Origin of the sequence: Brachybacterium kimchii, from assembly GCF_023373525.1 — a bacterium.
Taxonomy (GTDB): Bacteria; Actinomycetota; Actinomycetes; order Actinomycetales; family Dermabacteraceae; genus Brachybacterium; species Brachybacterium kimchii.
Genome location: NZ_CP097218.1, coordinates 264,311 through 290,443, shown reverse-complemented (window position 1 = coordinate 290,443; position 26,133 = coordinate 264,311). Strand labels below are relative to the sequence as shown.

Annotated in this window: 26 protein-coding genes and 3 tRNA genes; 5 read left to right on the top strand and 24 right to left on the bottom strand. The window is 71.6% G+C overall.

Features of this window, described 5'->3' with window-relative positions; all coding sequences use genetic code 11:
• Window positions 1–20 precede the first annotated feature (20 nt).
• The 8 genes from M4486_RS01330 to M4486_RS01295 all read right to left on the bottom strand — a co-directional run bounded on the left by M4486_RS01330 (window position 21) and on the right by M4486_RS01295 (window position 10,579).
• Entirely contained in the window at window positions 21–1,307 is a 1,287-nt protein-coding gene (locus M4486_RS01330; protein WP_249479193.1) for a thymidine phosphorylase, read from the bottom strand.
• A 109-nt stretch (window positions 1,308–1,416) separates the two neighbouring features.
• The gene (locus tag M4486_RS01325) at window positions 1,417–1,866 is read right to left on the bottom strand and encodes a cytidine deaminase (protein ID WP_249479192.1); all 450 of its coding nucleotides are present in this window, start codon (window positions 1,864–1,866) and stop codon (window positions 1,417–1,419) included.
• A gap of 4 nt (window positions 1,867–1,870) precedes the next feature.
• On the bottom strand, window positions 1,871–3,226 hold the full coding sequence (locus M4486_RS01320; RefSeq protein WP_249479191.1) for an ABC transporter permease: 1,356 nt from the start codon (window positions 3,224–3,226) through the stop codon (window positions 1,871–1,873).
• Window positions 3,223–4,800 (bottom strand): ABC transporter permease, encoded by a 1,578-nt coding sequence (locus M4486_RS01315; RefSeq protein ID WP_249479190.1) that lies wholly within the window; start codon window positions 4,798–4,800, stop codon window positions 3,223–3,225. The genes M4486_RS01320 and M4486_RS01315 overlap by 4 nt, the downstream gene beginning before the upstream one ends.
• Window positions 4,797–6,368, bottom strand: a complete 1,572-nt coding sequence (locus tag M4486_RS01310; protein ID WP_249479189.1) for an ABC transporter ATP-binding protein — start codon at window positions 6,366–6,368, stop codon at window positions 4,797–4,799. Before M4486_RS01310 ends, M4486_RS01315 begins: the two co-directional genes overlap by 4 nt.
• A gap of 201 nt (window positions 6,369–6,569) precedes the next feature.
• Window positions 6,570–7,685, bottom strand: a complete 1,116-nt coding sequence (locus M4486_RS01305; RefSeq protein WP_249479188.1) for a BMP family lipoprotein — start codon at window positions 7,683–7,685, stop codon at window positions 6,570–6,572.
• A 342-nt stretch (window positions 7,686–8,027) separates the two neighbouring features.
• Window positions 8,028–9,254: an amidohydrolase gene (locus tag M4486_RS01300; RefSeq protein WP_249479187.1), complete on the bottom strand. Its 1,227-nt coding sequence runs from the start codon at window positions 9,252–9,254 to the stop codon at window positions 8,028–8,030.
• A gap of 56 nt (window positions 9,255–9,310) precedes the next feature.
• A complete protein-coding gene (locus M4486_RS01295) occupies window positions 9,311–10,579 on the bottom strand; it encodes a mannose-1-phosphate guanylyltransferase (RefSeq protein WP_249479186.1) in 1,269 nt (422 codons plus the stop codon).
• Between the two features lie 192 nt (window positions 10,580–10,771).
• On the opposite strand from M4486_RS01295, the gene sdhC reads away from it, so the two are divergent.
• From sdhC to M4486_RS01275, 4 genes are read left to right on the top strand one after another with little or no spacing between them, the layout of a single operon-like run.
• Complete coding sequence (gene sdhC, locus M4486_RS01290; RefSeq protein ID WP_152354434.1) at window positions 10,772–11,152, top strand: succinate dehydrogenase, cytochrome b556 subunit; 381 nt, start codon at window positions 10,772–10,774, stop codon at window positions 11,150–11,152.
• A 4-nt stretch (window positions 11,153–11,156) separates the two neighbouring features.
• Window positions 11,157–11,606: a succinate dehydrogenase hydrophobic membrane anchor subunit gene (locus M4486_RS01285; RefSeq protein WP_152354435.1), complete on the top strand. Its 450-nt coding sequence runs from the start codon at window positions 11,157–11,159 to the stop codon at window positions 11,604–11,606.
• 18 nt (window positions 11,607–11,624) lie between these two features.
• Entirely contained in the window at window positions 11,625–13,397 is a 1,773-nt protein-coding gene (gene sdhA, locus M4486_RS01280; RefSeq protein ID WP_249479185.1) for a succinate dehydrogenase flavoprotein subunit, read from the top strand.
• Window positions 13,397–14,164, top strand: a complete 768-nt coding sequence (locus M4486_RS01275; protein ID WP_152354437.1) for a succinate dehydrogenase iron-sulfur subunit — start codon at window positions 13,397–13,399, stop codon at window positions 14,162–14,164. Before sdhA ends, M4486_RS01275 begins: the two co-directional genes overlap by 1 nt.
• Window positions 14,165–14,330: 166 nt before the next feature.
• On the opposite strand, the gene M4486_RS01270 is transcribed toward M4486_RS01275, so the two are convergent.
• The 12 genes from M4486_RS01270 to M4486_RS01215 form a co-directional block, all read right to left on the bottom strand.
• Window positions 14,331–15,197: an exodeoxyribonuclease III gene (locus M4486_RS01270; protein ID WP_249479184.1), complete on the bottom strand. Its 867-nt coding sequence runs from the start codon at window positions 15,195–15,197 to the stop codon at window positions 14,331–14,333.
• A 125-nt stretch (window positions 15,198–15,322) separates the two neighbouring features.
• On the bottom strand, window positions 15,323–16,864 hold the full coding sequence (locus M4486_RS01265) for a WXG100 family type VII secretion target (protein ID WP_249479183.1): 1,542 nt from the start codon (window positions 16,862–16,864) through the stop codon (window positions 15,323–15,325).
• Entirely contained in the window at window positions 16,861–17,661 is an 801-nt protein-coding gene (locus M4486_RS01260) for a hypothetical protein (protein ID WP_249479182.1), read from the bottom strand. Before M4486_RS01260 ends, M4486_RS01265 begins: the two co-directional genes overlap by 4 nt.
• Window positions 17,662–17,800: 139 nt before the next feature.
• Window positions 17,801–18,700, bottom strand: a complete 900-nt coding sequence (locus M4486_RS01255; RefSeq protein ID WP_249479181.1) for a bifunctional methylenetetrahydrofolate dehydrogenase/methenyltetrahydrofolate cyclohydrolase — start codon at window positions 18,698–18,700, stop codon at window positions 17,801–17,803.
• A 127-nt stretch (window positions 18,701–18,827) separates the two neighbouring features.
• Window positions 18,828–20,096 (bottom strand): serine hydroxymethyltransferase, encoded by a 1,269-nt coding sequence (gene glyA / locus M4486_RS01250; protein WP_249479180.1) that lies wholly within the window; start codon window positions 20,094–20,096, stop codon window positions 18,828–18,830.
• 168 nt (window positions 20,097–20,264) lie between these two features.
• Complete coding sequence (locus M4486_RS01245; protein ID WP_249479179.1) at window positions 20,265–21,392, bottom strand: UDP-N-acetylmuramate dehydrogenase; 1,128 nt, start codon at window positions 21,390–21,392, stop codon at window positions 20,265–20,267.
• Window positions 21,389–21,922, bottom strand: a complete 534-nt coding sequence (locus M4486_RS01240) for a MaoC/PaaZ C-terminal domain-containing protein (protein ID WP_249479178.1) — start codon at window positions 21,920–21,922, stop codon at window positions 21,389–21,391. The genes M4486_RS01245 and M4486_RS01240 overlap by 4 nt, the downstream gene beginning before the upstream one ends.
• Before the next feature lie 17 nt (window positions 21,923–21,939).
• On the bottom strand, window positions 21,940–22,389 hold the full coding sequence (locus M4486_RS01235) for an FAS1-like dehydratase domain-containing protein (protein ID WP_249479177.1): 450 nt from the start codon (window positions 22,387–22,389) through the stop codon (window positions 21,940–21,942).
• Between the two features lie 173 nt (window positions 22,390–22,562).
• A complete protein-coding gene (gene rpmG, locus M4486_RS01230; protein ID WP_017823818.1) occupies window positions 22,563–22,733 on the bottom strand; it encodes a 50S ribosomal protein L33 in 171 nt (56 codons plus the stop codon).
• 87 nt (window positions 22,734–22,820) lie between these two features.
• Window positions 22,821–22,897, bottom strand: a tRNA-Met gene (locus M4486_RS01225).
• A 53-nt stretch (window positions 22,898–22,950) separates the two neighbouring features.
• Window positions 22,951–23,023: transfer RNA gene (locus tag M4486_RS01220), tRNA-Thr, on the bottom strand.
• A gap of 90 nt (window positions 23,024–23,113) precedes the next feature.
• A tRNA-Tyr gene (locus M4486_RS01215) sits at window positions 23,114–23,195 on the bottom strand.
• Window positions 23,196–23,369: 174 nt separating this feature from the next.
• On the opposite strand from M4486_RS01215, the gene M4486_RS01210 reads away from it, so the two are divergent.
• Complete coding sequence (locus tag M4486_RS01210) at window positions 23,370–23,858, top strand: YajQ family cyclic di-GMP-binding protein (RefSeq protein WP_249479176.1); 489 nt, start codon at window positions 23,370–23,372, stop codon at window positions 23,856–23,858.
• 152 nt (window positions 23,859–24,010) lie between these two features.
• Here M4486_RS01210 and M4486_RS01205 read toward each other — a convergent pair whose 3' ends face one another.
• The 4 genes from M4486_RS01205 to M4486_RS01190 all read right to left on the bottom strand — a co-directional run bounded on the left by M4486_RS01205 (window position 24,011) and on the right by M4486_RS01190 (window position 26,005).
• Complete coding sequence (locus M4486_RS01205; protein ID WP_249479175.1) at window positions 24,011–24,283, bottom strand: WXG100 family type VII secretion target; 273 nt, start codon at window positions 24,281–24,283, stop codon at window positions 24,011–24,013.
• 105 nt (window positions 24,284–24,388) lie between these two features.
• Window positions 24,389–24,655, bottom strand: coding sequence for a WXG100 family type VII secretion target (locus M4486_RS01200; protein ID WP_249479174.1), 267 nt, complete (start codon window positions 24,653–24,655; stop codon window positions 24,389–24,391).
• A 360-nt stretch (window positions 24,656–25,015) separates the two neighbouring features.
• The gene (locus M4486_RS01195) at window positions 25,016–25,495 is read right to left on the bottom strand and encodes a DcrB/PsbP domain-containing protein (RefSeq protein ID WP_249479173.1); all 480 of its coding nucleotides are present in this window, start codon (window positions 25,493–25,495) and stop codon (window positions 25,016–25,018) included.
• A 243-nt stretch (window positions 25,496–25,738) separates the two neighbouring features.
• Window positions 25,739–26,005, bottom strand: a complete 267-nt coding sequence (locus M4486_RS01190; protein WP_249479172.1) for a WXG100 family type VII secretion target — start codon at window positions 26,003–26,005, stop codon at window positions 25,739–25,741.
• Between the last annotated feature and the right edge of the window lie 128 nt (window positions 26,006–26,133).

Genomic DNA, 26,133 nt, shown 5'->3' with positions numbered 1-26,133 from the left:
GCGGGGCCGCCGCGCGTCCCTCAGGCGATGCGGTCCAGCACGATCCGGCGCGTCTGCTCGGAGGCTGCGGACTCGATCGTCCAGGCGCCGTCGATCGCCTCGAGCGCGCGGCCGAAGCGGTCGGGCGTATCCGTGTGCAGGGTCGCGAGCACATCGCCCGCCGCGACCTTCTCCCCCACCACCTTGTGCAGCTCGACGCCCGCGCCGGCCTGCACGGCCTCACCGGGGCGGGAGCGTCCGGCGCCCAGGCGCCAGCCGGCGACGCCGACCTGCAGCGCGTCCAGGCCCGTGACCACGCCGTCGGCCGATGCCCGGATCTCCTCGGTGTGGGAGGCCACGGGCAGCGGGGCGTCGGGATCGCCGCCCTGGGCGGAGATCATGCGCTTCCAGGTGTCCATCGCGCGGCCGTCGGCGAGGGCGGCCTCGACGTCGACGTCGTCCTTCCCGGCGGCGGCGAGCATCTCGCGGGCCAGCGCCACCGTGAGCTCGACGACGTCCGCAGGGCCGCCGCCCGCGAGCACGTCGAGGCTCTCGCGGACCTCGAGGGCGTTGCCGACCATCCGGCCCAGGGGCGCGGACATGTCGGTGAGCAGGGCGACGGTGCGCACGCCCGCGTCGGTGCCGAGGTCGACCATGGTGCGGGCGAGCTCGCGGGCGTCGGACTCCTCGCGCATGAAGGCGCCGGCGCCGGTCTTCACGTCCAGGACGAGCGCAGCGGTGCCCTCGGCGATCTTCTTGCTCATGATCGAGCTCGCGATCAGGGGGATCGCCTCGACGGTGCCGGTGACGTCCCGCAGCGCGTAGAGCTTCTTGTCGGCCGGGGCGAGGCCGGAGCCGGCCGCACAGATCACGGCGCCCACGTCCTCGAGCTGCGCCATCATCTCCTCGTTGCCGAGGTCGGCCCTCCAGCCCGGGATGGACTCGAGCTTGTCGAGAGTGCCACCGGTGTGGCCGAGTCCGCGTCCGGAGAGCTGCGGGACGGCGACGCCGAAGCTCGCCACGAGCGGTGCGAGCGGGAGCGTGATCTTGTCGCCTACGCCGCCGGTGGAGTGCTTGTCCGTCGTGTCCTTGGACAGTGAGCCGAAGTCCATGCGCTCGCCGGAGGCGATCATCGCGGCGGTCCAGCGGGCGATCTCCTCGCGGTCCATGCCGCGCAGGAAGATGGCCATGGCCAGCGCCGCCATCTGCTCCTCGGCGACGACGCCGCGGGTGTAGGCGTCGATCACCCAGTCGATCTTCTCGTCGCTCAGGCGGGCGCCGTCGCGCTTGTCGCGGATGACGTCGATCGCGTCGAATGCTTCGGTCATGGGGCCGTCTCCTCAGGTCTCGAAGGGTGCAGCGGCGAACGGTGCAGTGGCGAAGGGTGCAGCGGCGGGGTCGTCGGGGCCGACGAGGCATGCCCGACGGGTCCCTCGATCATCCCGCGAGGTCGGCGGGGCCGAAGGCCTGCGGGAGCAGTCCCTCGAGGTCGAGCACCCCGTGCGGGGAGAGCATGCGGAACTGCGGTCCCGCGTGCTCGGAGAGCAGCTGGCGGCAGCGGCCGCAGGGCATGACGACCTCGCGGTCGCCGGCGGCGACGTGCTCGTCCCCGCCCACGCACACGAAGCGACGCAGCGTCCCGCCGCCGCCCGCGACCAGGTCGCTGACCATGCCGCACTCGGCGCAGAGGGTGACGCCGTAGCCGGCGTTCTCGACGTTGCAGCCCGTGACCACGCGGCCGTCGTCCGTCGTCGCCGCGGCCCCGACCCGGTAGCGGGAGTACGGGGCGTAGGCGCGCTGGGCGACGGTGCGCGCGGCCTCGACCAGCTCGTCGAAGTCCGCGGTCCCGTCGCCGGTGCGCTCGCTCGCCTGCTGCTCGCTCGTCATGCGCTCACTGTTTCACGTAGGGGACGCCGTCGGCGGCGGGGACGCGCACGCGCCCCACCACTCCCGCGACCGCGAACAGGGTGACGATGTACGGGAGCATGAGCAGGAACTGGCTCGGGATCCCGGCGCCCGTGCCCGAGGGCAGGGAGGACAGGTTCAGCTGCAGGGCGTCCGCGAAGGCGAAGAGCAGCGCCGCGAGCAGCGCGCCCACCGGGTGGTAGCGGCCCAGGATCATGGCGGCGAGCGCGATGTATCCCTTGCCGGCGCTCATCTCCTCGCCGAAGGCGACGCCGGTGCCGATCGTGAGGGTCGCGCCGCCGAGCCCGGCGACTGCCGATCCCAGCAGCACGTTGGACCAGCGGGTGCGGCTCACGTCGATGCCCACGGTGTCCGCGGCGCGCGGGTGCTCGCCGACGGCCCGCACGCGCAGGCCCCAGCGGGTGCGGAACAGGGCGACGGTGAGCACGGCGACGATGATCCACATGAGGTAGACCAGCACGGTCTGCTCGAACAGCACGCGGCCGATGATCGGGATGTCCGCGAGCAGCGGGATGCGGATCGTGGGCAGGCGCAGCGGCTGGTTGAACATGCCGGGGTTCTGCTTCATCACGGTCCCGAAGAAGAAGCTGGTCAGCCCGATCGCGAAGACGTTGAGGACCACGCCCACGATGATCTGCTGGACCTGGTAGCCGATCGCGAAGAGGGCAAGCAGGGCGCCGATCACGAGCGCCATGATCGGCGCGGCGACGAGGCCGGCCCAGGCGCTGCCGGTGAGGGAGCCGACGAGCACGGCCCCGAAGGCGCCGAACAGCAGCTGGCCCTCGATCGCGATGTTGATGACGCCCGCGCGCTCGGAGAGCACGCCCGAGAGCGCGCCGAAGGCGAGCGGCACGGCGAGCAGCATCATGGTCTGCAGCAGGGCGCCCAGGTCCACCGTGGCTCCCTTGAACGCCCAGGTGAGGAACGACAGCACCCACAGCACGCCGAAGCCGACGATCACGGCGACGCGGGCCCGCCCGCGGGGCATGGCGCCCCGGGCGGCGCGCACCCACAGGTAGGCGGCGACGGCGAGCGCGAGCACGGCCAGCACGATCGCGGCGACCTTCGTGGGCACGGGCACGTCGCCGGGGATGATGCCGCCGGGGTTGAGGTCGCCGGGCGCGGCGATCCGGTAGGCGGTCTGCACGCCCGAGGGGGCGAGCATCCCGAAGACGAGCAGGGCGATCAGCGCGAGCGCGGTGAGGACGGTGGGAAGCAGCCACCAGCGCCGGGGGCGCTCGCCCGCGCCGCCGGATGCGCTCGCGCGCCCGGGCTCGGGCGTCGGCGCGGCTGCGGGGCCGGTCTGGTCGAGGGCGGTCATCGCTCCTGGCCTCCCGTCGTGTTCTCTGCGTCGGATGCGTCGGGTCCCGGTCGGACGGATGCTCGACCGGCGGATGCTGGACCGGCGGACGTCGGGGCCCCGCCGGGGTCCGGGGCCGGGTCGTCCCCGGCGGAGGGCGGCGAGGCCTCGGCGGTCTGATCTGCTCCGACGTCCGTCGTCCTCTCCTCGCCGGCACCAGGGCGTCCCTCTCCGGCGGCCTTCGCGCGGCGCGCACGGCGGGTCCTTCCTGGCTGGTCGATGCGGCGCAGGCCGAGCAGGAAGCGCACGAGCGGCGGGGCGGCGATGAACAGCACCACGAGGGCCTGGATCACCTGGACGAGGTCGATCGGGACGCCCTGCGAGGTCTCCATGAAGCGGCCGCCCGTGGAAAGCGCGGCGAACAGGATGCCGGCGAGCAGGATGCCGATCGGGCCGGAGCGGCCCAACAGGGCCACGGTGATCGCGTCGAAGCCGATGGATCCGGCGATCGAGCCGGTGAGGCGGTGCTCGGTGCCCAGCACGTGCACGGCGCCGGCGAGGCCCACGAGGGCTCCGGCGACGAACATGACGCCGATCGCGCTGCGGCCCACGTCGATGCCGGCGACCTCGGCGGCGCGCGGGTTCGAGCCGACGGCGCGGAAGCGGAAGCCGATGGTCGAGCGGCTCATCAGCCACCACAGGAACACGATCGAGGCGAGCGCGATGAGCAGCCCGAGGTGCAGGCGGTACCCCTCGCCCGCGAGCAGCGGGAGGCGGGCGCTCGAGAGCACGGAGGGCGAGGTGGGCTGGGCCTTGTTCGAGCCGGTGAAGGCAGAGGTGGTCAGGGCGAACGCGAGCCCGTAGGTCGCGATCCAGTTCAGCATGATCGTGGAGATGACCTCGCTCGACCCGAAGCGGGCCTTGAGGTACCCGGCGATGCCGCCGTAGACGCCGCCCGCGACGATCCCGACCACGAGGCAGACGATCAGGTGGATGACCGGCGGCATCGGCACGGCGAAGCCGACGTACCCGGCGGCGGACGCGCCCACGATCAGCTGGCCGGTGCCGCCGATGTTGAACAGGCCCGAGCGGAAGGAGACGGCCATGCCGACCGAGGCGATGATGAGCGGGGTCGCGACCGTGAGGGTCTCCAGCAGCGGCTTGAACCCGCGCGCGAGGGCGGGCAGGAGCACGTACGTGCCCGAGCCGCCGCGCGCGCGGAGGTCGTCGGCGACCTTGCCGAAGGCCCGGTAGTCGAAGATCGACCCGCGGAACATCGCCGCGTACGCCTCGGAGATCGCGCTCCAGCCGGCGCTGAAGGTGTCGGCGGGGCGCGCGAAGAAGTAGCCGAGGGCCGTGCGGACCTGCGCGTCGGACACGAGGATCAGCACCGACCCGATGATGAAGGCGAAGACGAAGGCGCCCACGACCACGAGCACGTTGCCGCGCGCCAGGCGCTGGGCGAGGCCCGCGACGGACCTCGGGCCCGCGGAGCCCCCCGGCCCTCCGGTCTCGCTCGTGGTGCCGGGGTCGCCGGGCTGGACCGCGGTGCCGGGGGCGACCGGGCGGACCTCGCCGTCGATGCTCGCGCTCATGCGATCTCTCCTTCGTCCACGAGCTGGGAGTCGGTGGTGCGGGCGCCGGCGGCGACGGCCTCGCGCGCCGCGTCGACGGTGTAGCCGGCCATCATCAGGCCCAGCACGTCGCGGTCCTCGTCGGCGGGGACGACGCCCAGGATCCCGCCGCGGTACATCACGGCGATGCGGTCGGCGAGCTGGATGACCTCGTCGAGCTCGGTGGAGACGATGATGACGGGGGTGCCCTTGTCGCGCTCGGCGATGATCCGCCGGTGCAGGAACTCGATGGAGCCGACGTCGACGCCGCGGGTGGGCTGGGAGGCGATGAACAGCGAGAGGTCGCGCCCGAGGGCACGGGCCATCACGACCTTCTGCTGGTTGCCGCCCGAGAGCGTGGAGACCGGGTCGTCGATCGAGCCGGTGCGCACGTCGTACTCGGCGACGTCGCGCACCGCCCTCTCGCGGATCGCCCGGGGATGCAGCACGGGGCCCGTGCCGTAGGGGGCGCGGTGATGCTGGTCGAGCACGAGGTTCTCGGAGACGGAGAAGTCGGCGACGAGCGCGTCGTGGGTGCGGTCCTCGGGGACGAAGCCGACGCCCGCATCGAGGATCTCGCGGGTCGAGCGCCCCACGAGCTCCTTCCCGCCCAGGCGCACGGAGCCGCGCAGCTCCTTCTGCAGGCCCAGCAGCGCCTCGGTGAGCTCGGTCTGGCCGTTGCCCTGGACTCCCGCGATGCCGAGCACCTCGCCCGCGGCGACGTCGAGATCGACGTCGTCCAGCAGGGGGACGCCCGAGGGGTCGGTGACGCCGAGGCCGCGGACGGACAGGGCGGTCTCCCCGGGCTCCGCCGCCTCCTTCTCGAGGCTGAGCTCGACGGCGCGGCCCACCATGAGGGAGGCGAGCTCGGTCTGGTCGGTCGCGGGGTCGGCGGTGCCCACGACCTTCCCGCGGCGGATCACCGTGATCGTGTCGGAGACGGCCTTGACCTCGCGCAGCTTGTGGGTGATGAACACGATCGAGGTGCCCTCGTCGCGCAGCTGGCGCATAATGTCCATGAGCTCGTCGGTCTCGTGCGGGGTGAGCACGGCGGTGGGCTCGTCGAGAACGAGGACCTCGGCGCGGCGCGAGAGCGCCTTGATGATCTCGACCCGCTGCTGGGCGCCGACGGGCAGGTCCTCGACGACGGCGTCGGGGTCCAGGTCGAAGCCGAAGCGGGAGGAGATCTCGCGGACCGTGCGGCGCGCGCTCGCGAGGTCCAGCAGGCCCCCGGAGGTCGGCTCGTGGCCGAGCACGACGTTCTCGGCGACGGTGAACGGCGGCACGAGCATGAAGTGCTGGTGGACCATGCCGATGCCGGCGCGCATCGCGTCGCCGGGCCCGCCGAAGCGCACCGGCTGCTCGTCCAGCAGGATCTGTCCGCCGTCGGGCCGGTAGAGCCCGTACAGCACGTTCATGAGCGTGGACTTCCCGGCGCCGTTCTCCCCCAGCAGGCTGTGGATCTGTCCGGGCTCGACCACGAGGTCGATCGAATCGTTGGCCACGAAGGTGCCGAAGACCTTCGTGATCCCTCTGAGCTCGAGCTTCACGCCGGCTCTCCTCCTCAGGACGGGCTGGGTCGGGCCGACGGGGTCCGGCGGCGCGGGGGCGACGGGTGGTCCGTCGGCGGGGAAGCCGACGGAGGGGTCCGACGGCGGGCCGACGGCCCCGGGGCGCCGGGGCGGACCGAGCGGTCGCGCCACCGGGATCCGGGGCCGTCGGGGTAGGCGGGCAGCGGCCCGCCGGAGGGATCAGCCGAGGTTCTGGGGCGACGCGTCGGACTCGACGGTGATCTTGCCGTCGATGATGTCCTGCTTGAGCCCGTCGACCTCCTTCTTGAGGTCGGCGGGGACCTTCGAGTCGAGGTCGTGGTACGGCGCGAGGTCCACGCCGCCGTTCTCGAGGGTGCCGACGTACGGCTCGTTCTCGAACTTCCCGCCGGCCGCGGACTTCGTGACGTCCTCGACGGAGTTCGCGATGCCCTTCTGGACCGAGGTGAGGATGAGCTTCTTGGCGTCCCCGTCGGTCACGGACTCGTAGCCGTCGGAGTCGACCCAGATGACGTAGCGGTCCTTGCCCTCCTTGGCGGAGGCCAGGGTCCCGGAGCCGACGGGGCCGGCGACGGGCATGACGATGTCGGCGCCCTGGGAGTAGAAGCTGTCGGAGAGGGCCTTGCCCTTGGACTGGTCCTCGAAGTTGCCGGTGAAGGAGCCCTTCTGGGTCTTCTTGTCCCAGCCCAGCAGCTTGACGTCCTTCTTGTGGACCTCGTTGTACTTGGCGACGCCGTCGGCGAAGCCGTCCATGAAGATGGTGACCGTCGGGATCTGCATGCCGCCGTAGGTGGCGACGGTGCCGGTCTCCGAGGTGCCCGCGGCGACGTAGCCGGCGAGGTAGGCGGCCTGGGCGGTGTCGAAGGAGAGCGGCTTGACGTTGTCGACCTCGATGGCCTTGCCGTCCTCGTCCTGCGCGGTCGAGTCGATGATCGCGAACTCGACGTCGGAGTTCGCCTTCGCGGCGGTGCCGGTCGCGGGGGCGAGCAGGAAGCCGACGGTGAAGACGAGGTTGCAGTCGCCGGTGACGAGGTTGTCGATGTTCGTCGAGAACTGCGAGGGATCGGTGGACTCCGCGGTCTGCGTCTGGATCTTCAGATCCGACTCGGCCGTCTTCAGACCGTTGTAGCCGGACTCGTTGAACGACTTGTCCTCGAAGCCGCCGGAGTCGGAGACCATGCAGGCCTTGAAGTCGGAGGAGGCGGCCGAGCCGCCGCCGTCGCTGCCCGAGGATGCCTCCTCGGGGGCGCTGCCGCAGGCGGCGAGGGCGAGGGCGCTGACGCCGAGAAGGGCGAGGGAGCGGGACAGGTTCTTCAACGGGTCCTCCGGGGATTCGGGCGGAAGGGATGTCGCCGGTGCTGCGACGCGGTGGTGCACTGCTGCGGTGCGCTGCGACGAGGGATGAGAAGCGGGGTGGCCCGAGCGCGGGCGATCGCTCGCGGGCCGCCGGGAGAGGGATGGGGGAAGCTCCCGTGCCCCGATCGTCCACGTCCGGGACGCACGGCGTTCACAGTAGCCGTCGCCTGCATCACACGATGCCCGATCCGTCCCCTGTGCCCGAACCGTTATCAGACCGTGCCCGTGCGCGCATCCCGCGTCCGCGGGGTGAGGCGCGCAGGGGTCTCCGCGGGACTCCCACAGGGGGCCGCCGGAGGGGTCTCAGGCGAGCGGCGCGTCCCGCAGCAGGCAGACGTGGGCGAGCACGTCCGCGCCGATCGCGATCGCCCGCTCGTCGACCGTGAAGTCACCCATGTGCAGGTCGTAGGTGCGACCGCCCGGGGTGCGCGTGCCCAGGCGCGCGAGGGCGCCCGGCACCTTCTCGAGGTACCAGGCGAAGTCCTCCCCGCCGAGGGACTGGCGTGCGGTGTCGAGCTGGTCGCGGCCGCGCACGCGCACCACGGCCTCCTCGAGGAAGCGCACGCTGAGCGGGTCGTTGGAGACCGGCGGCACGCCGCGATCGTGCTGGACGGTCACGGTCACGCCCCACATGCGGGCGATCTCGCCCAGGAGCTCCTCGAGCAGCTCCTCGGCGCGGTCCCAGGCGTCGTGGTCGAGGCAGCGCAGGGTGCCCTCGAGGACGCCCGACGAGGGGATCGCGTTGAACGCGGAGCCCGCGTGGATCGATCCCCACGTGAGGTTCACGCCGCTGCGCGGGTCCATCCGCCGGCTGAAGGCCGCGGGCACCTGGGTGACGATCTGTCCGAGCGCGTAGATGAGGTCCTGGGTGAGATGGGGCCGGGAGGTGTGGCCGCCGGCGCCGCGCACCTCGATGCGCACGGGATCGGTGGCCGAGGTGATCGGGCCGGGCTTGAGCCCGACGTGCCCGACGTCGACGCCGGGGTCGCAGTGCAGCGCGAAGATCGAGTCGATCCCGTCGACGACCCCTTCGCCGATGAGCTCGAGCGCGCCGCAGGGATGGCGCTCCTCGGAGGGCTGGTAGACCAGCCGCACGGTGCGGCGCAGGGCGCCGGCGTCGGCGACCCGCACGAGGGCCATGGCGGCACCGAGCACGGCGCTCATGTGGACATCGTGGCCGCAGGCGTGGGAGACGCCCTCGACTTCGGAGCGGTAGTGCACGCTCGTGAGCTCCGGGATGCCGAGGGCGTCCATGTCCGCGCGCAGCGCGATCGGGGCGAGGTCGGGGTCGGAGCCCGGGATGTCGCAGATCAGCCCGGTGCGGGGCATGCGCACCGGGGAGAGTCCGAGATCGCTGAGATGGGCGGCGATGACGTCGGTCGTCGCGTGCTCCTCGTGGCTCAGCTCGGGATGGCGGTGCAGATGCCGCCGCACCTCCCGCAGCTCGTCACCGCGCTCGGCGAGGGTCCGACGGATCAGTCCGTCCTCCCCCAGCATCGTGCGCACCTGCTCCTCGACACCGCTGTCCACGACCTCGTCCGCCCTTCCCCTCGTCCACTGCGCGTCCGCCGCGCCGTCCGTCCGCCTCAGCGCAGATCCGCGAGGCCCTCGTCCTCGAGCCCGGCGACGAGCTCGGCGAGGTCGCGGGCACCGGAGTCGGCGGCGATCAGGAGCACGTCATCGGTCTCGACGACGCTCAGACCGTCCACGCCGACCAGTGCGATCGGACGCTGCGACGAACCGTACACCGTGGCCCGCGCACGCCGATCGACCGTCCGGGCGCCGCCGACGACGACCACGTCGCGCGCCTCCGCGTCCCCCTCCCGGCGCAGCTGCCGGGCGAGCGCCGCGAAGTCGCCGACGTCGTCCCAGTCGAGGTCCGCGGGGACGACGGCGACCCTCCCCTGCGCGGCCAGCGGCTCGGCCAGGGCATGGTCGATCGCGATGCTCGTGAGCGTCGGCCACACCTCCTCGAGCACCCGGTCGGCGACCCTGTCGTCCGATGACTCGCCCGCCGCCTCCCGGATCCGAGCGGCGGCGATCCGGCGCGCCCCTGCGGCGAGCGGAGGGATCTGCGCGGCGAGGGCGTCGAGCAGCTCCCGGGCGCCCGCGACGAAGATGCCGGCGTTCCAGAGGTGATGGCCGCCGGTGAGGTAGCGGGCGGCGCGCTCGGCGTCGGGCTTCTCGACGAAGCTCGCGACGCGCTGCGCGCCCGTGCCCGCGAGGGACGGGAGGGCCCCGGCACCCCCAGCGCCCTCGACCGGGGTCCCGTCGGCCCTCTCGATGTAGCCGAACCCCGTGGCGGGGCGGGTGGGCTCGATGCCGATGGTCACGAGGTACCCGCGGGCGGCGGCGGCACGCGCCGCGGCGATCGCGCGGGTCAGCGCGGCCTCGTCCCCCACCAGGTGGTCCGCCGGGAAGGAGCCGATCACGGCGCCGGGGTCCTCGGCCTCGACGAGGGCGGCGGCGAGAGCGATCGCGGGCATCGAGTTGCGCGGAGAGGGCTCGCGCAGGATGCGAGGGCCGGCGCCGGGCGCGCGCGATCCGAGCTGCGCGGCGACGGCCTGGGCGTGGCGTGCGCCGGTGACCACGATCGCGGGACGGTCGGCCGACGGCTCGACGCGGGCGAGCGTGGCCTGCAGCAGGGAGCGCCCCTGTCCCAGCGGGTCCAGGAGGAACTTCGGCCGGTCGGCGCGTGAGAGTGGCCACAGGCGGGTGCCCGCGCCTCCGGCGGGGATCACGGGGACGAAGGGGCGCACGGGTGCCGCCGTCCGGCCCGGGTCGTGTCCTGACACCTGGTCAGGAACCTCCCGGGGTGCTGTCAGCGGGTCGTCATGGGATGCGGCGCTCGGCATGGCGCCCAGGGTATCCGGGGTGTCGGCCGTCCCCGTCGCGACCTGCGGCGGTGCTACTGTGGCAGAGCCCCACGCCGGGCACGATGAGGACGTCGTCGTGGTCACGGGCGCTGGCCCGTGGGCACCGAGGCCCCACCTGGACTGCGCAGGTCGGAGCCGCCCGGCACACACCAGTACAAGTCGGAGGAATCCGTGGCATCAGCAGAGGCCGGGACGCTCTATCGCGGCGGCGAGGGCATGTGGTCCTGGGTCGCGCATCGCATCTCGGGAATGCTCATCTTCCTGTTCCTGATCGTGCACGTCATGGACACCGCCCTCGTGCGCGTGTCCCCCGAGGCCTACAACGAGGTGATCGGGCACTACAAGACGATCGTGTTCGGGCTCGGAGAGATCGGCCTGGTGGCCGCGATCTGCTTCCACGCCCTCAACGGCATCCGGGTGATCCTCGTGGACTTCTGGTCCCAGGGCGCCCGCCGCCAGCGCGCCCTGTTCTGGGGCGTCGTCGTGGTGTGGGTGCTGCTCATGATCGGCTTCGTGCCCCGCCAGCTGGGCCACATGTTCGGATGGTGGTGACCTGATGACCGCGACCAAGATCCCCGAGCCCCGCACGCGCTACGCGCGCACCGGCCGGCGCGGCGTGAACGCGGAGATGCTCTCGTGGCTGTTCATGCGCTTCTCCGGCGCCATCCTCGTGATCCTCGTGTTCGGCCACCTGTTCGTGAACCTGTGGCTGGGCGAGGGCGTGCAGCGCATCGACTTCGCCTTCGTCTCCGGCAAGTGGGCCAATCCGTTCTGGCAGACCTGGGACCTGCTCATGCTGTGGCTGGGCATGTTCCACGGCGGCAACGGCGTGCGCACGATCATCAACGACTACGCGCGCTCCTCGACGCTGCGCCTGGTCCTGAAGGTCCTGCTGTACGTCGCCGTGGTCGTGACCGTCGTGCTCGGCACACTGGTGATCTTCACCTTCTCGCCGTGCCCCGCGGGCGCCGACCCCTCGCTCCTGCCCTCCATCTGCTCCGAGTGATCCTGGAGACCCCCTGACATGCAGATCCACACCTACGACGTGGTCATCGTCGGCGCCGGCGGCGCGGGAATGCGCGCGGCCCTCGAGTCGGGCCCCCGCGCCCGCACCGCCGTGATCACGAAGCTCTACCCCACCCGCTCCCACACCGGCGCCGCCCAGGGCGGCATGTGCGCCGCCCTCGCGAACGTCGAGGAGGACAACTGGGAGTGGCACACCTACGACACCGTCAAGGGCGGCGACTACCTGGTGGACCAGGACGCCGCCGAGGTCATGGCCAAGGAGGCCATCGACGCGGTGCTCGACCTCGAGAAGATGGGCCTGCCCTTCAACCGCACGCCCGAGGGCCGCATCGACCAGCGCCGCTTCGGCGGTCACACCCGCGAGCACGGTGAGGCGCCCGTGCGCCGCTCCTGCTACGCGGCGGACCGCACCGGCCACATGATCCTGCAGACCCTCTACCAGAACTGCGTCAAGCAGCACGTGGAGTTCTTCAACGAGTACTACGCGCTGGACGTGCTGCTCACGGGCGATCCCCGTGAGGACGAGGGCGTGCGCGCCGCCGGCATCGTGGCCTACGAGCTCGCGACCGGCGAGATCCACATCTTCCGCGCCAAGTCGGTCGTGTTCGCCACCGGCGGCTTCGGCAAGATGTTCAAGACCACCTCGAACGCCCACACCCTCACGGGCGACGGCCCGGCGATGGCGCTGAACCGCGGCATCCCGCTCGAGGACATGGAGTTCTTCCAGTTCCATCCGACGGGTCTCGCGGGCCTGGGCATCCTGCTCTCCGAGGCGGCCCGCGGCGAGGGCGGCATCCTGCGCAACTCCAACATGGAGCGGTTCATGGAGACCTACGCGCCGACGCTGAAGGACCTCGCCCCCCGCGACGTCGTCGCCCGCGCGATGGCCAACGAGGTCCGCGAGGGCCGAGGCTGCGGTCCGAACAAGGACTACGTGCTGCTGGACCTCACGCACCTCGAGCCCGCGCACATCGACGCGAAGCTCCCGGACATCACCGAGTTCGCGCGCACCTACCTGGGCGTCGAGCCCTACACCGAGCCGGTGCCCGTCTTCCCGACGGCCCACTACGGCATGGGCGGCATCCCGACGAACATCATGGGCGAGGTGCTGCGCAACGAGCACGACGTGATCCCCGGGATGTACGCGGCCGGCGAGGTCGCCTGCGTCTCCGTGCACGGCGGCAACCGCCTGGGCACGAACTCGCTGCTCGACATCAACGTCTTCGGCAAGCGCGCGGGCGTCGCCGCCGCCGAGCACGCCCAGCAGGTCGAGCTCGCCGAGCTGCCCGAGGGCGTCGAGACCCCTGTCGTCGAGCTGCTGCAGCGCCTGCGCGACCGTCCCGCCACCGAGGACCGCGTGGCCGACATCCGCAAGGAGCTGCAGGAGACCATGGACGCCAACGTCCAGGTGTTCCGCACCGACGAGACCTGCCGCAAGGCCCTGTCGGACATCACCGAGCTCAAGAAGCGCTACGAGACCGTGGCCGTGCAGGACAAGGGCCTGCGCTACAACCTCGATCTCCTCGAGGCCGTCGAGCTGGGCTTCCTGCTCGAGCTCGCGGAGGTCGTCGCGCTCGGCGCCCTCGAGCGCAAGGAGTCCCGCGGAGGCCACTTCCGCGAGGACTTCCCGAAGCGCGACGACGTCAACTTCCTCACGCACACCATGGCCTACAAGACGCTCGACGGCGAGGGCCTGGAGGGCACGGACATCGTGCTCGGCACCAAGGAAGTCATCATCACCCGCTACGAGCCGAAGGAGCGCACGTTCTGATGACTGCTGTCGCAGAGAGGACCGACGCCGAGCCGCAGGCCCAGGAGATCCCCTCCTTCGAGGTCACGCTCAAGATCAACCGCTTCAACCCCGACGCCGAGGGCAAGCCCAAGCCCTACTGGCAGGAGTTCACCGTCACCATGCACGGCACCGACCGTGTCCTCGACGCGCTCCACGAGGTGAAGTGGCACCTGGACGGGTCGCTGACCTTCCGCCGCTCGTGCGCGCACGGCGTGTGCGGCTCCGATGCCATGCGCATCAACGGCCGCAACCGCCTGGCCTGCAAGACTCTGCTGAAGGACCTGGACATCTCCAAGCCCATCACGGTCGAGCCGATCAAGGGCCTCCCGGTCGAGAAGGACCTCATCGTCGACATGGAGCCCTTCTTCGACGCCTACCGCGAGGTCATGCCGTTCCTCGTGGCCGAGGGCCAGGAGCCCAGCCGCGAGCGCCTCCAGAGCGCCGAGCAGCGCGAGGTCTTCGACGACACCACCAAGTGCATCCTCTGCGCCGCGTGCACCTCGTCGTGCCCGATCTTCTGGACCGACGGCCAGTATTTCGGTCCGGCCGCGATCGTCAACGCGCACCGCTTCATCTTCGACTCGCGCGACGACGCGGGCGAGCAGCGCCTGGAGATCCTGAACTCCAAGGAGGGCGTGTGGCGCTGCCGCACCACCTTCAACTGCACCGAGGCGTGCCCCCGCGGCATCCAGATCACCAAGGCGATCGCCGAGGTCAAGCAGGCGGTCATCCGCGGCCGCGTCTGACCGCGCGTCCGCGTCGGAACCGTAGGCCCTCGGGCCGCCGCACACTACGGAGAAGGGAGCGTTCCGTGCCATGGACCAACGTCCATGGCACGGGACGCTCCCTTCTCCGCGTCCTGCCCGCTCCGGAGCCGTCCCGCCTCGGTGAGGAGGCGGCGGGGCCGACCCGTCAGCTGAAGCTGATCACCAGCGGGGCGTGGTCGGACCACCGGGTGTCGTAGCTCGGGGCCCGATCGACCTGCGCGCTCGTCGCCCGGGCGGCGAGGTCCGGATCGGCCAGCTGGTAGTCGATCCTCCAGCCGGAGTCGTTGTCGAAGGCCTTCCCGCGCTGCGACCACCAGGTGTAGGGGCCGGGGCCCTCGCCGACGACGCGCCGCTGCACGTCGACCCAGTCGGCGCCGTCGCCGGTGCCGCCGCCCTCGGCCCGGACCGCCGGGCCGTCCGTGCCGACCAGGCGGTCGAGGTACGCGCGCTCCTCCGGCAGGAAGCCCGCGGACTTCAGGTTGCCCTTCCAGTTCTTGATGTCCCACTCGGTGTGGGCGATGTTCAGGTCGCCCGTGAGGACGACGTGCCGGCCGTCGGAGCGCAGGTCCGCGAGCCTCTGCATCATCACGTCGAGGAAGGCGTACTTGTCGGCCATGGTCTGCGGCTTCTCGGTGTTGCCCGAGTGCATGTAGCAGGAGATCACCGTGAGGGTGCGGCCGTCGCCGAGCGGGTCGGAGAGGTCGGCCTCGAGCCAGCGGCCCGTGTGGGTGGGCTCGGTGAGTCCCGGCAGCCCGGCGCGCACCCCGTCGAGGTCGATGCTGTCGAGCTCGGTGCGCGCGGCGATCGCGACGCCGGCGCGGCCCTTCAGCTCGGAGGGCAGGCCGACGATCCGCCAGCCCTCCCCCACGAGGTCCGCGAGCAGCTCCTCGGGAGCGCGCACCTCCTGCAGGGTGACGACGTCCGCGGGGGTCTCGGCGAGCCAGTCGCCCATGCCCTTGCGGGCCGCGGCGCGCAGTCCGTTCACGTTGACGGTGGCGAGTGTGAATGTCATGTCCGCCAGTATTCCAGCCGGGTCCGACGGACCGGGACGGCCGCGCCGCATCATCCATCCGCCGCCACGGTCTCAGAGCGCCTTTCGGCTGCACCGACGCAGTGGGTGCGGCACGTCGGGCACTCTCAGCGGCCCACGTCCACGACCGTGGTGCGACGCACGTCGTTGCGGGGATCGAGGTAGCGCTGCACGTCTGGGCTGTTCTCGAACCGGGCCAGCGCGCCGTCGGAATGGTTCTTGGTCTCCGCGTACGCGTCGGCCGTGTACTGGTTCTGGTTGTGGTCGCTGAAGACGGCGTCGAAGCCGCTGGGCCCCCCGCCGGCCGCTCCGCTCGAGGGCGGGACGATCCAGTCGCGGGATCCGGGGAGGACGACCTCCTGGTGGTTGCTCCCGGGCCCGCTGCCGTCGGCGCGCAGTCCGCCCATGTCGAGCGTCGGCACGGGGTCTCCGCTCACGCCGATACCGTCCGGCACGGGCACCCCGCCCGGCCCCGAGCTCACACCGGTGCTCAGCCCGCCGCCGTGGGCGATGTTCAGGCTCTGCGTTCCGGGCGGCAGATCGAAGGACTCGACCGGCGACCCCTCCGAGACCAGAGTGGTGACATTGTATCCGCCCGGCCCGTTGAAGCTCGGATCGGAGGCGAGCGCCGCATTGATGATGCCGCCCTGGGAGTGGCCGACCATCATCACGTCGGCGCCTGGTTCCACGCCGGCGGCGATCATGGCGTCGCGGACGTTCTGCATCGCCGCCGTGTCCTGCCCGGCCATCGCACGGACATTGGCCGACCAGTCGCGGGAGTTGCCCTGGCCTCCCCATCCCAGCGACGGATCTCCGATATCGGCCTCGGTGCCGGGGACCGTCACGATGTAGCGCTCGTGGCCATCGGGATCCACGACCGTCTTGACCTGGACCTTCCCGATCTCCTCGCCCTCCGAGCTGTAGTTGCCGGAGACATCGTCCAGCAGTGCGGCCACGGAGTGGGGCGCCCCACCGCCGTCCTGGACGTGCACGTCGTCGCCGCTGACCCGAGCCGCACCGCGGTCGGAGAAGAACTGGTGGTCCTCACCCGTGGCGGCGTTCCACCCCACCCCTACGGCGGATGCGACCGGGAGCGCGAGCGACGAGGCGAGCTCCGACAGCGGTGGCATCCGCCCGCCGTCCACGACGTCCTCCAGCTCCTCGGCCAGGTGCGCGCCGTCGCCGATCAGCTGACTCACCGCGGGCGCCGTCGCGGAGATCCGGTCGAGGACCGGCGAGACCATGTCGCCGACCCCGTCTGCGAGCCCGTGCCCGATCCCCGACCCGATGTCCATCGCGCTCCCGGCGAGCCCCTCCAGCCCGTCCAGCAGGCCGCCGCTCTCGGCATCGTCTGATCCTCCGTCGCTCCCCTCGTCACCGCCCGCCTGCGAAGCGCGCTCCTGTTCCTCGACCTGGTCGCGCAGGTCCCGACCACAGGCATGCAGACGCTGCACGGCACGAGTGCCGGGAGTGGCGACGAGAGTGCGGAAGTCCTCTCGGAAGGCCTCCGCGTCGGATCCGACCCAGTCGACGCTGTCGACGGATGCGGCGAGCGCGCTCAGCAGCTGCTCGAGTCGTTCGGCAGCCTGCGCATCCCGCCCCGCGAGCGCCTCGACAGCGCCCGTGTCCATGCCCTGGAACCCGCTCATCGCCGACTCCCGTCCCCCGCCGCCGTGCCCGCTCCGAGTTCGGCCCGCTCGCGCTCGAGAGCACCGAGCGTGTGGAACGCGGCCGCGGTGCGCGTGGTCAGCTCGTAGGCGATGTCGCCGGGGACGACGCGCCGAAGTGCCATCTCATGGGACCCAGTGCTCACGCGCAGCGCGTGGAGGGCGCGCTCTCCGAGCACCCAGAGCCCGTTCCAGCCGGTCACGAGCTCAGTGCGGGAGGCATCGCGGACGTGGAGGGCGGCCGTCACCCGGACGCGCTCGTGGCAGAGCGCGTCGACGAGATCGTCGTCGCCGCCGACTCCGCGCACGTCCGGTTCGTCCGGGTGGAGCGGCGCCGCCCGGGCGAGAATCTCCAGCTGCTCGGGTGTGAGCACGTGCCAGGGCCGGGTCGGGTCGGCGATCCGCGGGGCGGCTCGCAGCTCGGGGGCATCGGGCATGCCCGCGAGCATCCCCGCGAGCATGTGGTCCCCGGTGCGCACGCGCAGGTGCAGCATCGGTCCCGGTCGATCGTCGTGGTCCTCGTGGAGGCAGCTGATCGCCACGCCCGGGGCCAGGGCGATCCGGGAGTGGAGGGTGCGGGCCCCGTCGACCGCGGTCGTCCGCAGCATCACGCGCGCGGTGCGGACGAGCTCGAGCAGCTCCTCGGCGGAAGCATCCAGCAGCGCCTGCACCTCGGTGCCGGCATCGATGCTCGGATCGCCGCGCAGCGTCCGCGGCCATGCAGGGGGCTCTGGCCCGACACTGCGAGCGGGAGTCTCCAGGACAGCTCCCTCGGCCATGGTGCCTCCCTCCCGCCCGTCGCGGCGACGGGCTTCGCTCCCACACTAGGAACGAGGAGCGGGCGGGTCGATGGGGACTTCTCCCCATCGACCCGCCCGCGCTCGCACGTGCTTCGCGTCGCCGCCGCGATGTGGCCTGTCAGGCGCCCGGCGCGATCCCCTCAGCACGCTCGGCCGCCTCGACCACGTTGGTCATCAGCAGGGCGACGGTCATCGGGCCGACCCCGCCGGGGTTCGGCGAGAGATGCCCCGCGACCTCGACGACGTCCGGTGCGACGTCGCCGTGCACCTTGTACTTCCCGGTCTCGGGAATCTTCTCCCCGCGGGTGACGCCCACGTCGAGGACGGCCGCGCCCGGCTTGACGTCCTCGGCGCGCACGAGGTGCTTGACGCCCGCGGCGGCGACGATGACGTCGGCCCGACGCAGGTGCGAGGAGAGGTCCGTGGTCCCGGTGTGGGTGAGGGTGACGGTCGCGTTGATCGCGCGGCGGGTGAGGATCAGCCCGATCGAGCGTCCGATGGTCACGCCGCGGCCCACGACCACCACGTCCTTGCCCTTGAGGTCGACGTCGTGGCGCAGCAGGAGCTCGATCGCTGCGCGCGGCGTGCAGGGCAGCGGCGAGGTGATGGGCGCGTTGACGTTGAGCACCAGACGCCCCAGGTTCGTGGGGTGCAGGCCGTCGGCGTCCTTGTCGGGGTCGATGCGCTCCAGGATCGCGTCGGTGTCGAGGTGGTCGGGAAGCGGCAGCTGCACGATGAAGCCGTGGCACGCGGGGTCCGCGTTCAGGCGGTCGACGACCTCCTCGACCTCCTCCTGGGTGGCGCTCGCGGGAAGTTCGATCTGGATCGAGTTCATGCCGATCGCCTCGGAGCGGCGGTGCTTCATGCCGACGTAGAGCTTGGACCCCGGGTCATCGCCCACCAGCACGGTCGCGATCCCGGGGGTGATGCCGCGTTCCTTGAGCGCGGCCACCCGCTCGGCGAGCTCCTGGGTGATCTCCTTGGCCGTGGCGCGGCCGTCGAGCGTCTGTGCGGTCATGCGGACTCCTCGCTGCATGCACGGCGGCATGCGGGCGGCACGCGGAGGTGCGTGCGGTGGCTGCTGGTGTGCGGGGCGGGCACCACGGGGCCGCCCGCGGCATCTGCTCGCGAGCGGCCCGGCGGTCTCAGTACTGCTGAAGCCCCGCGTACAGGGGCTTCTTCTCGGTGAGCGCGCGGGTGCGGGCGCGCAGCGCCTCGACGTCGGGCGCGTCCTGGAGCGCCAGGGCGATGACGTCGGCGATCTCGGTGAACTCGTCCTTGCCGAAGCCGCGGGTGGCGAGCGCCGGGGTGCCGATGCGCAGGCCGGAGGTCACGCGCGGCGGGCGCGGGTCGTTCGGGACCGCGTTGCGGTTCACGGTGATGCCGACCTCGTGGAGGCGGTCCTCGGCCTGCTGACCGTCGAGCTGGGAGTCGACGAGGTCCACGAGCACGAGGTGCACGTCGGTGCCGCCGGAGAGCACCTTGACGCCGGCCGCGGCGGCGTCGGCCGCCTGCAGTCGATCCGCGAGGATCTGCGCGCCCTCGAGGGTGCGCCGCTGGCGGTCCACGAAGTCCTCGCCCGCGGCGATCTTGAGCGCGACGGCCTTCGCGGCGATCACGTGCATGAGCGGGCCGCCCTGCTGGCCGGGGAACACGGCGGAGTCGATCTTCTTCGCCCAGTCCTGGGTCGAGAGGATCATGCCGGAGCGGGGGCCGCCGATCGTCTTGTGGATCGTGGTCGAGGTGACGTCGGCGAAGGGCACGGGGCTCGGGTGCAGGTCGGCGGCGACCAGGCCCGCGAAGTGCGCCATGTCCACCCAGAGCGACGCCCCGACCTCGTCCGCGATCGAGCGGAAGGCCTCGAAGTCCAGGTGGCGGGGGTAGGCCGACCAGCCGGCGCAGATCACCTTGGGGTGGGTCTCCAGGGCGAGCTCGCGCACTTTGTCCATGTCGATCCGGCCCGTCGCGGGGTCCAGCTCGTAGGCGGCGATGTCGTAGAGGCGGCCGGAGAAGTTGATCTTCATGCCGTGCGTGAGGTGGCCGCCGTGGGCGAGGGAGAGCCCCATCAGCGTGTCTCCCGCACGCGCGAGGGCGTGCATGACCGCGGCGTTCGCGGTGGCGCCGGAGTGGGGCTGGACGTTCGCGTGGTCGGCGCCGAACAGGCTCTTGGCGCGCTCGATCGCGATCTCCTCGGCGACGTCCACCTCCTCGCAGCCGCCGTAGTAGCGGCGACCCGGGTAGCCCTCGGCGTACTTGTTGGTGAGCACCGAGCCCTGCGCCTGCAGCACGGCGCGGGGGACGAAGTTCTCCGAGGCGATCATCTCGAGCGTGCCGCGCTGGCGGTCGAGCTCCCGGTCCAGGACCCGCGCGATGTCGGGGTCGAGGTCGGCGATGGACTGGTCGAGGACGTTCACTGGGCCTCCTGGGCGGTGTCGCACGCGGGGATCGGCGACGGGTCGTGGACGGGTGCCGGGGTGCGGGGCCGGCCGTCGGGCGACGCGGGACCGCGCGTCCATCCTAGGCGCGCGGGGCCCCGCGACGCGGCGCGTGTCCACTGCGGCCGCGGAGGCCCGGGAACCTCCTCAGATGTCCACTCCCCAGCGGACGGGCTCGGGCTCGAGCCGCACCCCGAACGCGTCCTCGACGCCGTCGCGCACGGCGCGGGCGAGCTCCGCGATGTCCACCGCATGGGCGTCGCCCCGGTTGGTCAGGGCCAGCGAATGCTTCGTGGACAGGCTCGCCCGGGGGCCGACGGAGAAGCCGCGGTCGAATCCGGCATGGCTGATGAGCCATGCCGCGCTCGACTTCACGCGATCTCCCTCCGCGGGGAAGCGCGGCGCGTCCTCGGGGAGGGTCGCTGCCTGCTCCGGCGCGAGGAGGGGGTTGGTGAAGAAGCTGCCGGCGCTCCAGGTGTCGTGATCGGCGGCGTCCAGGACCATGCCCTTGGAGGCGCGGATCGCGAGGACCGCCTCGCGCACGCGCGCCATCGGCACCCGGCCCCCGACCTCGACGCCCAGGTGCTGGGCGAGCTGGCCGTAGCGGATCGGCTCGGACATCTCCCCCACCCGGTGCTGGAAGCTCACCGAGAGCACCACGTACCGGCCGGTCGGGGAGGCGACGGGGCCGGCGTAGGGAGTGCGCTTGAAGACGGAGGTGCGGTAGCCGAAGCCGCAGTCGGCCGCATAGAAGGTGCGCACCCTGCGATCCTCGCGGTCCCAGGTCCGCACGCGGGTGATCGTGTCGGCCACCTCCTGGCCGTAGGCGCCGACGTTCTGGATGGGCGTGGCGCCCACGCAGCCCGGGATCCCCGAGAGCGCCTCGATGCCGATCATGCCGCGGGCGACGGCGTAGGCGACCGCCCGGTCCCAGGACACTCCGGCGAAGTGCTCGGCGAGGGCTCCCCCGCAGCTGGGCTCGAGAGGGGTGAGCTCCGCGGGGTCGGCGGGCGTCGCGTCCGGTTCGCCCGACGGGACGATGTCGCAGGTCGCGTCGAGGACGGGTGGCTGCTCGGGGTCGCGCAGCAGCACCACGGTGCCGTCGAAGGGCTCGTCCGACGGCAGGAAGTTCGAGCCGCCGCCGAGCACGAGCAGGGTCTCCCCCGCGTCGTCGGCCGCGCGGACCGCGTCGATGACCTCCTGGTCGGTGCGCGCCTCGACGAGCGTGCGGATGCGCCCGCCCACTCGCAGCGTGGTGAGCTCGGAGAGGTTCACGCCGTCGGCTCCGAACCGGCGGCCGCGGTCCCGCCGTCCGCGGAGCGCGGCGCCAGGGCGACGGTCGCCCGGGCGCGGCCGAGCACCTTCGCGCCGCCGGCCTCGGCGGTGACGTCGAGCTCCGCCGTGCCCGCCTCCGCGTCGACCCCGCGCACGGTGACGACCACGCTCAGGGTCGTCGGCTCGAGCGCGGGCACCTCGACGGGCTTGGTGAATCGGGTCGCGCACGCGCGCACCGCGGTGGGGTCGCCGACGACGTCCAGCACGGCGCTCATCGCCGTGCCCATCGTCAGCATGCCGTGGGCGATGACCCCGGGAAGGCCCACCTGCGTCGCGAAGGCGTCGTTGTAGTGGATGGGGTTGAAGTCGCCCGAGGCGCCCGCGTAGCGCACCAGGGTGTCGCGCGAGATCGGGTACTCGCGCCGCGCGAGCTCCTGACCCTTGGCCAGGTCATCGAGCCGCAGCGCGGGGCCCGCGGCGCCACCGCGCGGTGCACTCGGGGAGCTGGAGGTGCTGGAGGTGCTGGTCATGGCGTTCCTTCCTGCGCTCACTCGCCGCGCACGACGATGACGGAGCGGACGGCGGCGACGGCGCTGCCGCCCTCGTCGGCCACGTCCACGCGGGTGGTGATCATGGAGTGCCCGCCCGCGGCGCGGACCGACTCGACGGTGAGGGTGGGGATCAGGCGGTCGCCCGCGACCACGGGACGGTGGAGCTCGAAGCCCTCCTCACCGTGGACGACGCGCGAGAAGTCGATGCCCGCCTCGGGGTCCTCGATGTAGGCGGTCTCGGCGGACTGCGCCAGGGAGACCAGGAACGTCGGCGTCGCCACGACGCCGGCGAATCCCGCGGCACGGGCGGCGGCATCATCGGTGTGCACCGGGTCGGTGGCGCCCGTGGCCCGCGCGAGCTCGGCGATCTTCGCGCCGGAGACGACGTGGACGGGGCCGCTGGGATAGGTGCGGCCGGCGAAGGCCGGGTCCGGCGTGGATGTCATCGGTGCACTCCTGGAAGGGCGGACGGGACGGACGGGATCGTCAGGGCTGAGGGGCCCGACGGGAACTGCGGAACCATCCTGCCACTGTCCCGCGTCCGCCCCCGGACATGACGAGAGCCACCCGGCAGCGCCGGGTGGCTCTCGTCGTGAAGCGTGCGTCGCACGCGGACCGTTCAGCGGGTCTCGCGGTGCGCGGTCTGCTTGCCGCAGGTGGGGCAGAACTTCGACAGCTCGAGACGGTCGGGGGTGTTCCGACGGTTCTTCTTGGTGATGTAGTTCCGCGCCTTGCACTCGGTGCAGGCCATGGTGATCTTGGGACGCACGTCCGAGCTCTTGCTCGCCATGGTTCGCCTCTTTCTCCAAGGCGCGTCTGCCGCGCCACGTGGTCCCCGCGATGGGGGCTGCGTTCGTGCACTCCGGCGGGGCCGGCGTGGTACCGAGGGCGGGGATCGAACCCGCGACCTCACGATTATGAGTCGTGCGCTCTGACCGTCTGAGCTACCCCGGCGCGATCGATGGAACGGCCCGATCTCTTCCGAGACCGGGCCGACCATCCATCAGAGCCCTGAAAGGGAATCGAACCCTTGACCTTCTCCTTACCATGGAGATGCTCTGCCGACTGAGCTATCAGGGCAAGCCCCGAGAACTTTACCGGCGGCCCGCTCGGCGAGCAAACCGCTGGTGGAACTCGGTGCCTGGAATCACACGGTGGTGATCCTCGGCGTGGCAGGTGAGGGATTCGAACCCCCGAAGGCAATGCCAGCTGATTTACAGTCAGATCCCTTTGGCCGCTTGGGTAACCTGCCGAGTCCGATCCATGTGCGGAAGAGAGCCTCTCGACCTCGTTCGCTCGTGGACCTGGACTAGCATACTGGGCGCGCAGGAGCAGGGCCAACCAGATGGGCCCTCACCGTGCATGACGCTCCTCACAGCGTTCTGACCAGCAGTTACATCGCCCCATCCCCACAGGAGGACAGCAGATGGCCGATTCGTCGTTCGACATCGTCAGCAAGCTCGATCGCCAGGAGGTGGACAACGCCGTCAACCAGGCGGCGAAGGAGGTCTCCCAGCGCTACGACTTCCGCGGCACCGACGCCTCCGTGGCGCTCAGCGGGGAGCAGATTGTCATGACCGCCAACGCCGACGAGCGCGTGCGCGCGGTGCTGGACGTGCTGCAGACCAAGCTGCTGCGACGCGGCCTCTCCCTGAAGAGCATCGAGGTGGGCGAGCCCGTCCAGTCCGGGAAGACCGTGCGCCTGGTCGCCGATCTCAAGGAGGGCATCAGCTCGGAGCAGGCCAAGAAGATCTCCAAGATCATCCGCGACGAGGGCCCCAAGGGCGTGAAGGCGCAGATCCAGGGCGACGAGCTGCGGGTCTCCTCGAAGAAGCGCGACGACCTGCAGGCCGTCATCGCCCTGCTCAAGGGCGAGGACCTCGACGTCGCGCTCCAGTTCGTCAACTACCGCTGACATCCACGGGGCGGGAGGGCCCGGGCGCAGCGGCCGCGCCCGATCGCCGTTCCGCACATGCACGAGAACCCCCGGTCGTGTGACCGGGGGTTCTCGTCGTCTCCGTGGAGGGTGAGGGGCTGCGATGCCCGTGCTCACCTGCTCCTCGGGGCTCAGGCGTTCGAGTTCGAGGTCTGGTCCTGCTCGTCGGCCTGGTCCGAGAGGCTGTCGCCGTGGGTCTTGAACAGCTCCGCGATGTTCGAGACATCGCTCGACTGGAAGTTGCGCCAGTCGTCCTTGAAGGTGTCCGCGTCGGGCCCCTTCCAGTCGATGCCCTGGACGGTCCCGTCGACGTCGGCGAAGGCCTGCTTGATCTTCTCGCCGGCCTGGGTCACCTCCTTGGCGACGTCGCGTGCCTGATCCGGATCCATTCCCTTGAAAGACATGTTTCTCCCCTGTTCCCGACCGCTCTCACGGCCCGTGCTCTGTGGTGGATTCTGTGATGGGTGATGTGCTGAGAGCGCGCCGGGCGCTCATGCCGATCCCCGGGATCAGCGCGACGACGCCGTCGTCTGCTCCTTGGCGTTCTTCTCGGCCGACTCCGCGAAGTCCTCGGCCTTCTGCTTGAGCTGCTTCACCTTGTCCGCGAGGTCCTCGAACTCCGAGATGTAGTCGTCGTGGTCCTCACCGGTCCAGTCGAGCTCGTCGACCTTGCCCTTGACGTCGTCGAAGGCCGCCTGTGCGTCCTCGCCCGCATCGCGGATGCTCTGCGCCATCTGCTTGACGGCCTCAGGATCCATACCCTTCTTCTCAGCCATGTCCACTCCTCGTGTCGCTGTGTTCTTCGGTCGCACCGCGGAGAGTCGATGAGGCGGCCGATCCCGTTCCGTTCATCCCTGTTCTCCAGGTGATGTGACAACCGTATGCAGGCCCTCACGGATTGGCGATGGGGAGAAGTACCCATGCGCGCCCCGCGCCCTCATCCGAGTCCACCCTCCGGCTATCACCGCAGGTCACAGCGACCTTTCATGATCCCTCCCCATGGGCCCGCCATCCACAACGCCCGCCCGGGCGTCCCTCCTGGGGTCTCCGCCGGCCCGTCGGCGCAGGTCCGTCGACCCACGGGCGCGGGGCCCTCGACCCGCCGACGCGGGGCCGTCACCGGATCGGCGGCCGGCTCAGACGACCGGCCGCACGGAATCCTGGATCCGTCGCAGCACGGCGATCTGAGCATCGGCATCCTCGGCGCCGCAGCTCGCGACGACCTCGAGGATGTCGGCGGAGTGGGCCGAGCGCGGCACCATCGTGTACCGCGCCGCCTGGACGACCGTGCGCTGACCGGGCTGGGTGTAGCCGTACTCGCTCGCGAGCCAGGGGATCCCGTCGATCTCGAGCTCGCCCGTGTCGATCTCCTCGAGCTGCGGGAGCGCTGCCTTGCGCGCCTCGAGGCTCTCGCGCACGCTCTGCATGGGCGTCGCGGCCGGGCAGCGCTGCACGGTCAGCACGACATTGGCCCGGAAGCTGCCCTCGCGGCGCGGTGCGGCGGCAGCCATCTGCACGCCGGGGACCGAGAGGGTCTCCCAGTCCTCCGGGACCTCGAGACGGAAGCCGACCGGCGGAGGGAACTCCTCGCTGGGGTAGGCGATCTGCACCGTCATTGCCGCTCCGTCCGTCCGTGCCGGGAAGATCCCGGCGAATCTATCAGGGCCCCTCGCGGTGCAGACCCGGGTGCGGAGCCCCTGTCGGGAACGGGCACTGCGCCCCGTCGGCCGCACGCGGGCGGCGAGGGACGCACGAGCGGGCCCGGACCCCGAACGATCGTCCTGGGGGTCCGGGCCCGCTCGCGCGCCCCGTCGGCGCCGGCCGCAGGGCCGAGTGCTGCCGAGCACCATCGCCGCGCGTCAGTGCGAGGAGACGGTCGTCTGCTCGCTCGCGTTGGACTCGGCAGTGGCACCGAGCTGCTCGACGGCCGTCCGGATGCTCTTCAGCGCCGGCACCATCTCGGACTCCCAGCTGCCGCGGAAGTCATCGGCGTCCGGGCCGGTCCAGTCGACCTCCTCGAGACCCGTGGTGAGGTCGCTCTGCATGGTGGTGATGTCCTCGGCCGCGCTGTTCAGCTGCTTGGCCATCTTCAGCACCTGATCGACGTCCATGCCCTTCTCGGTCATGGCTCCTCCTCCTCGTGTTCTCGAGCCTCCCGGGCCCTCCGGTCACCGCGGCAGGGCGTGTGCCCGCCGGGCCCGACGATGGCTCTCCGTGCTCCTGCGGCCACTGTAGGGAGTGCTCGGCGGATCCG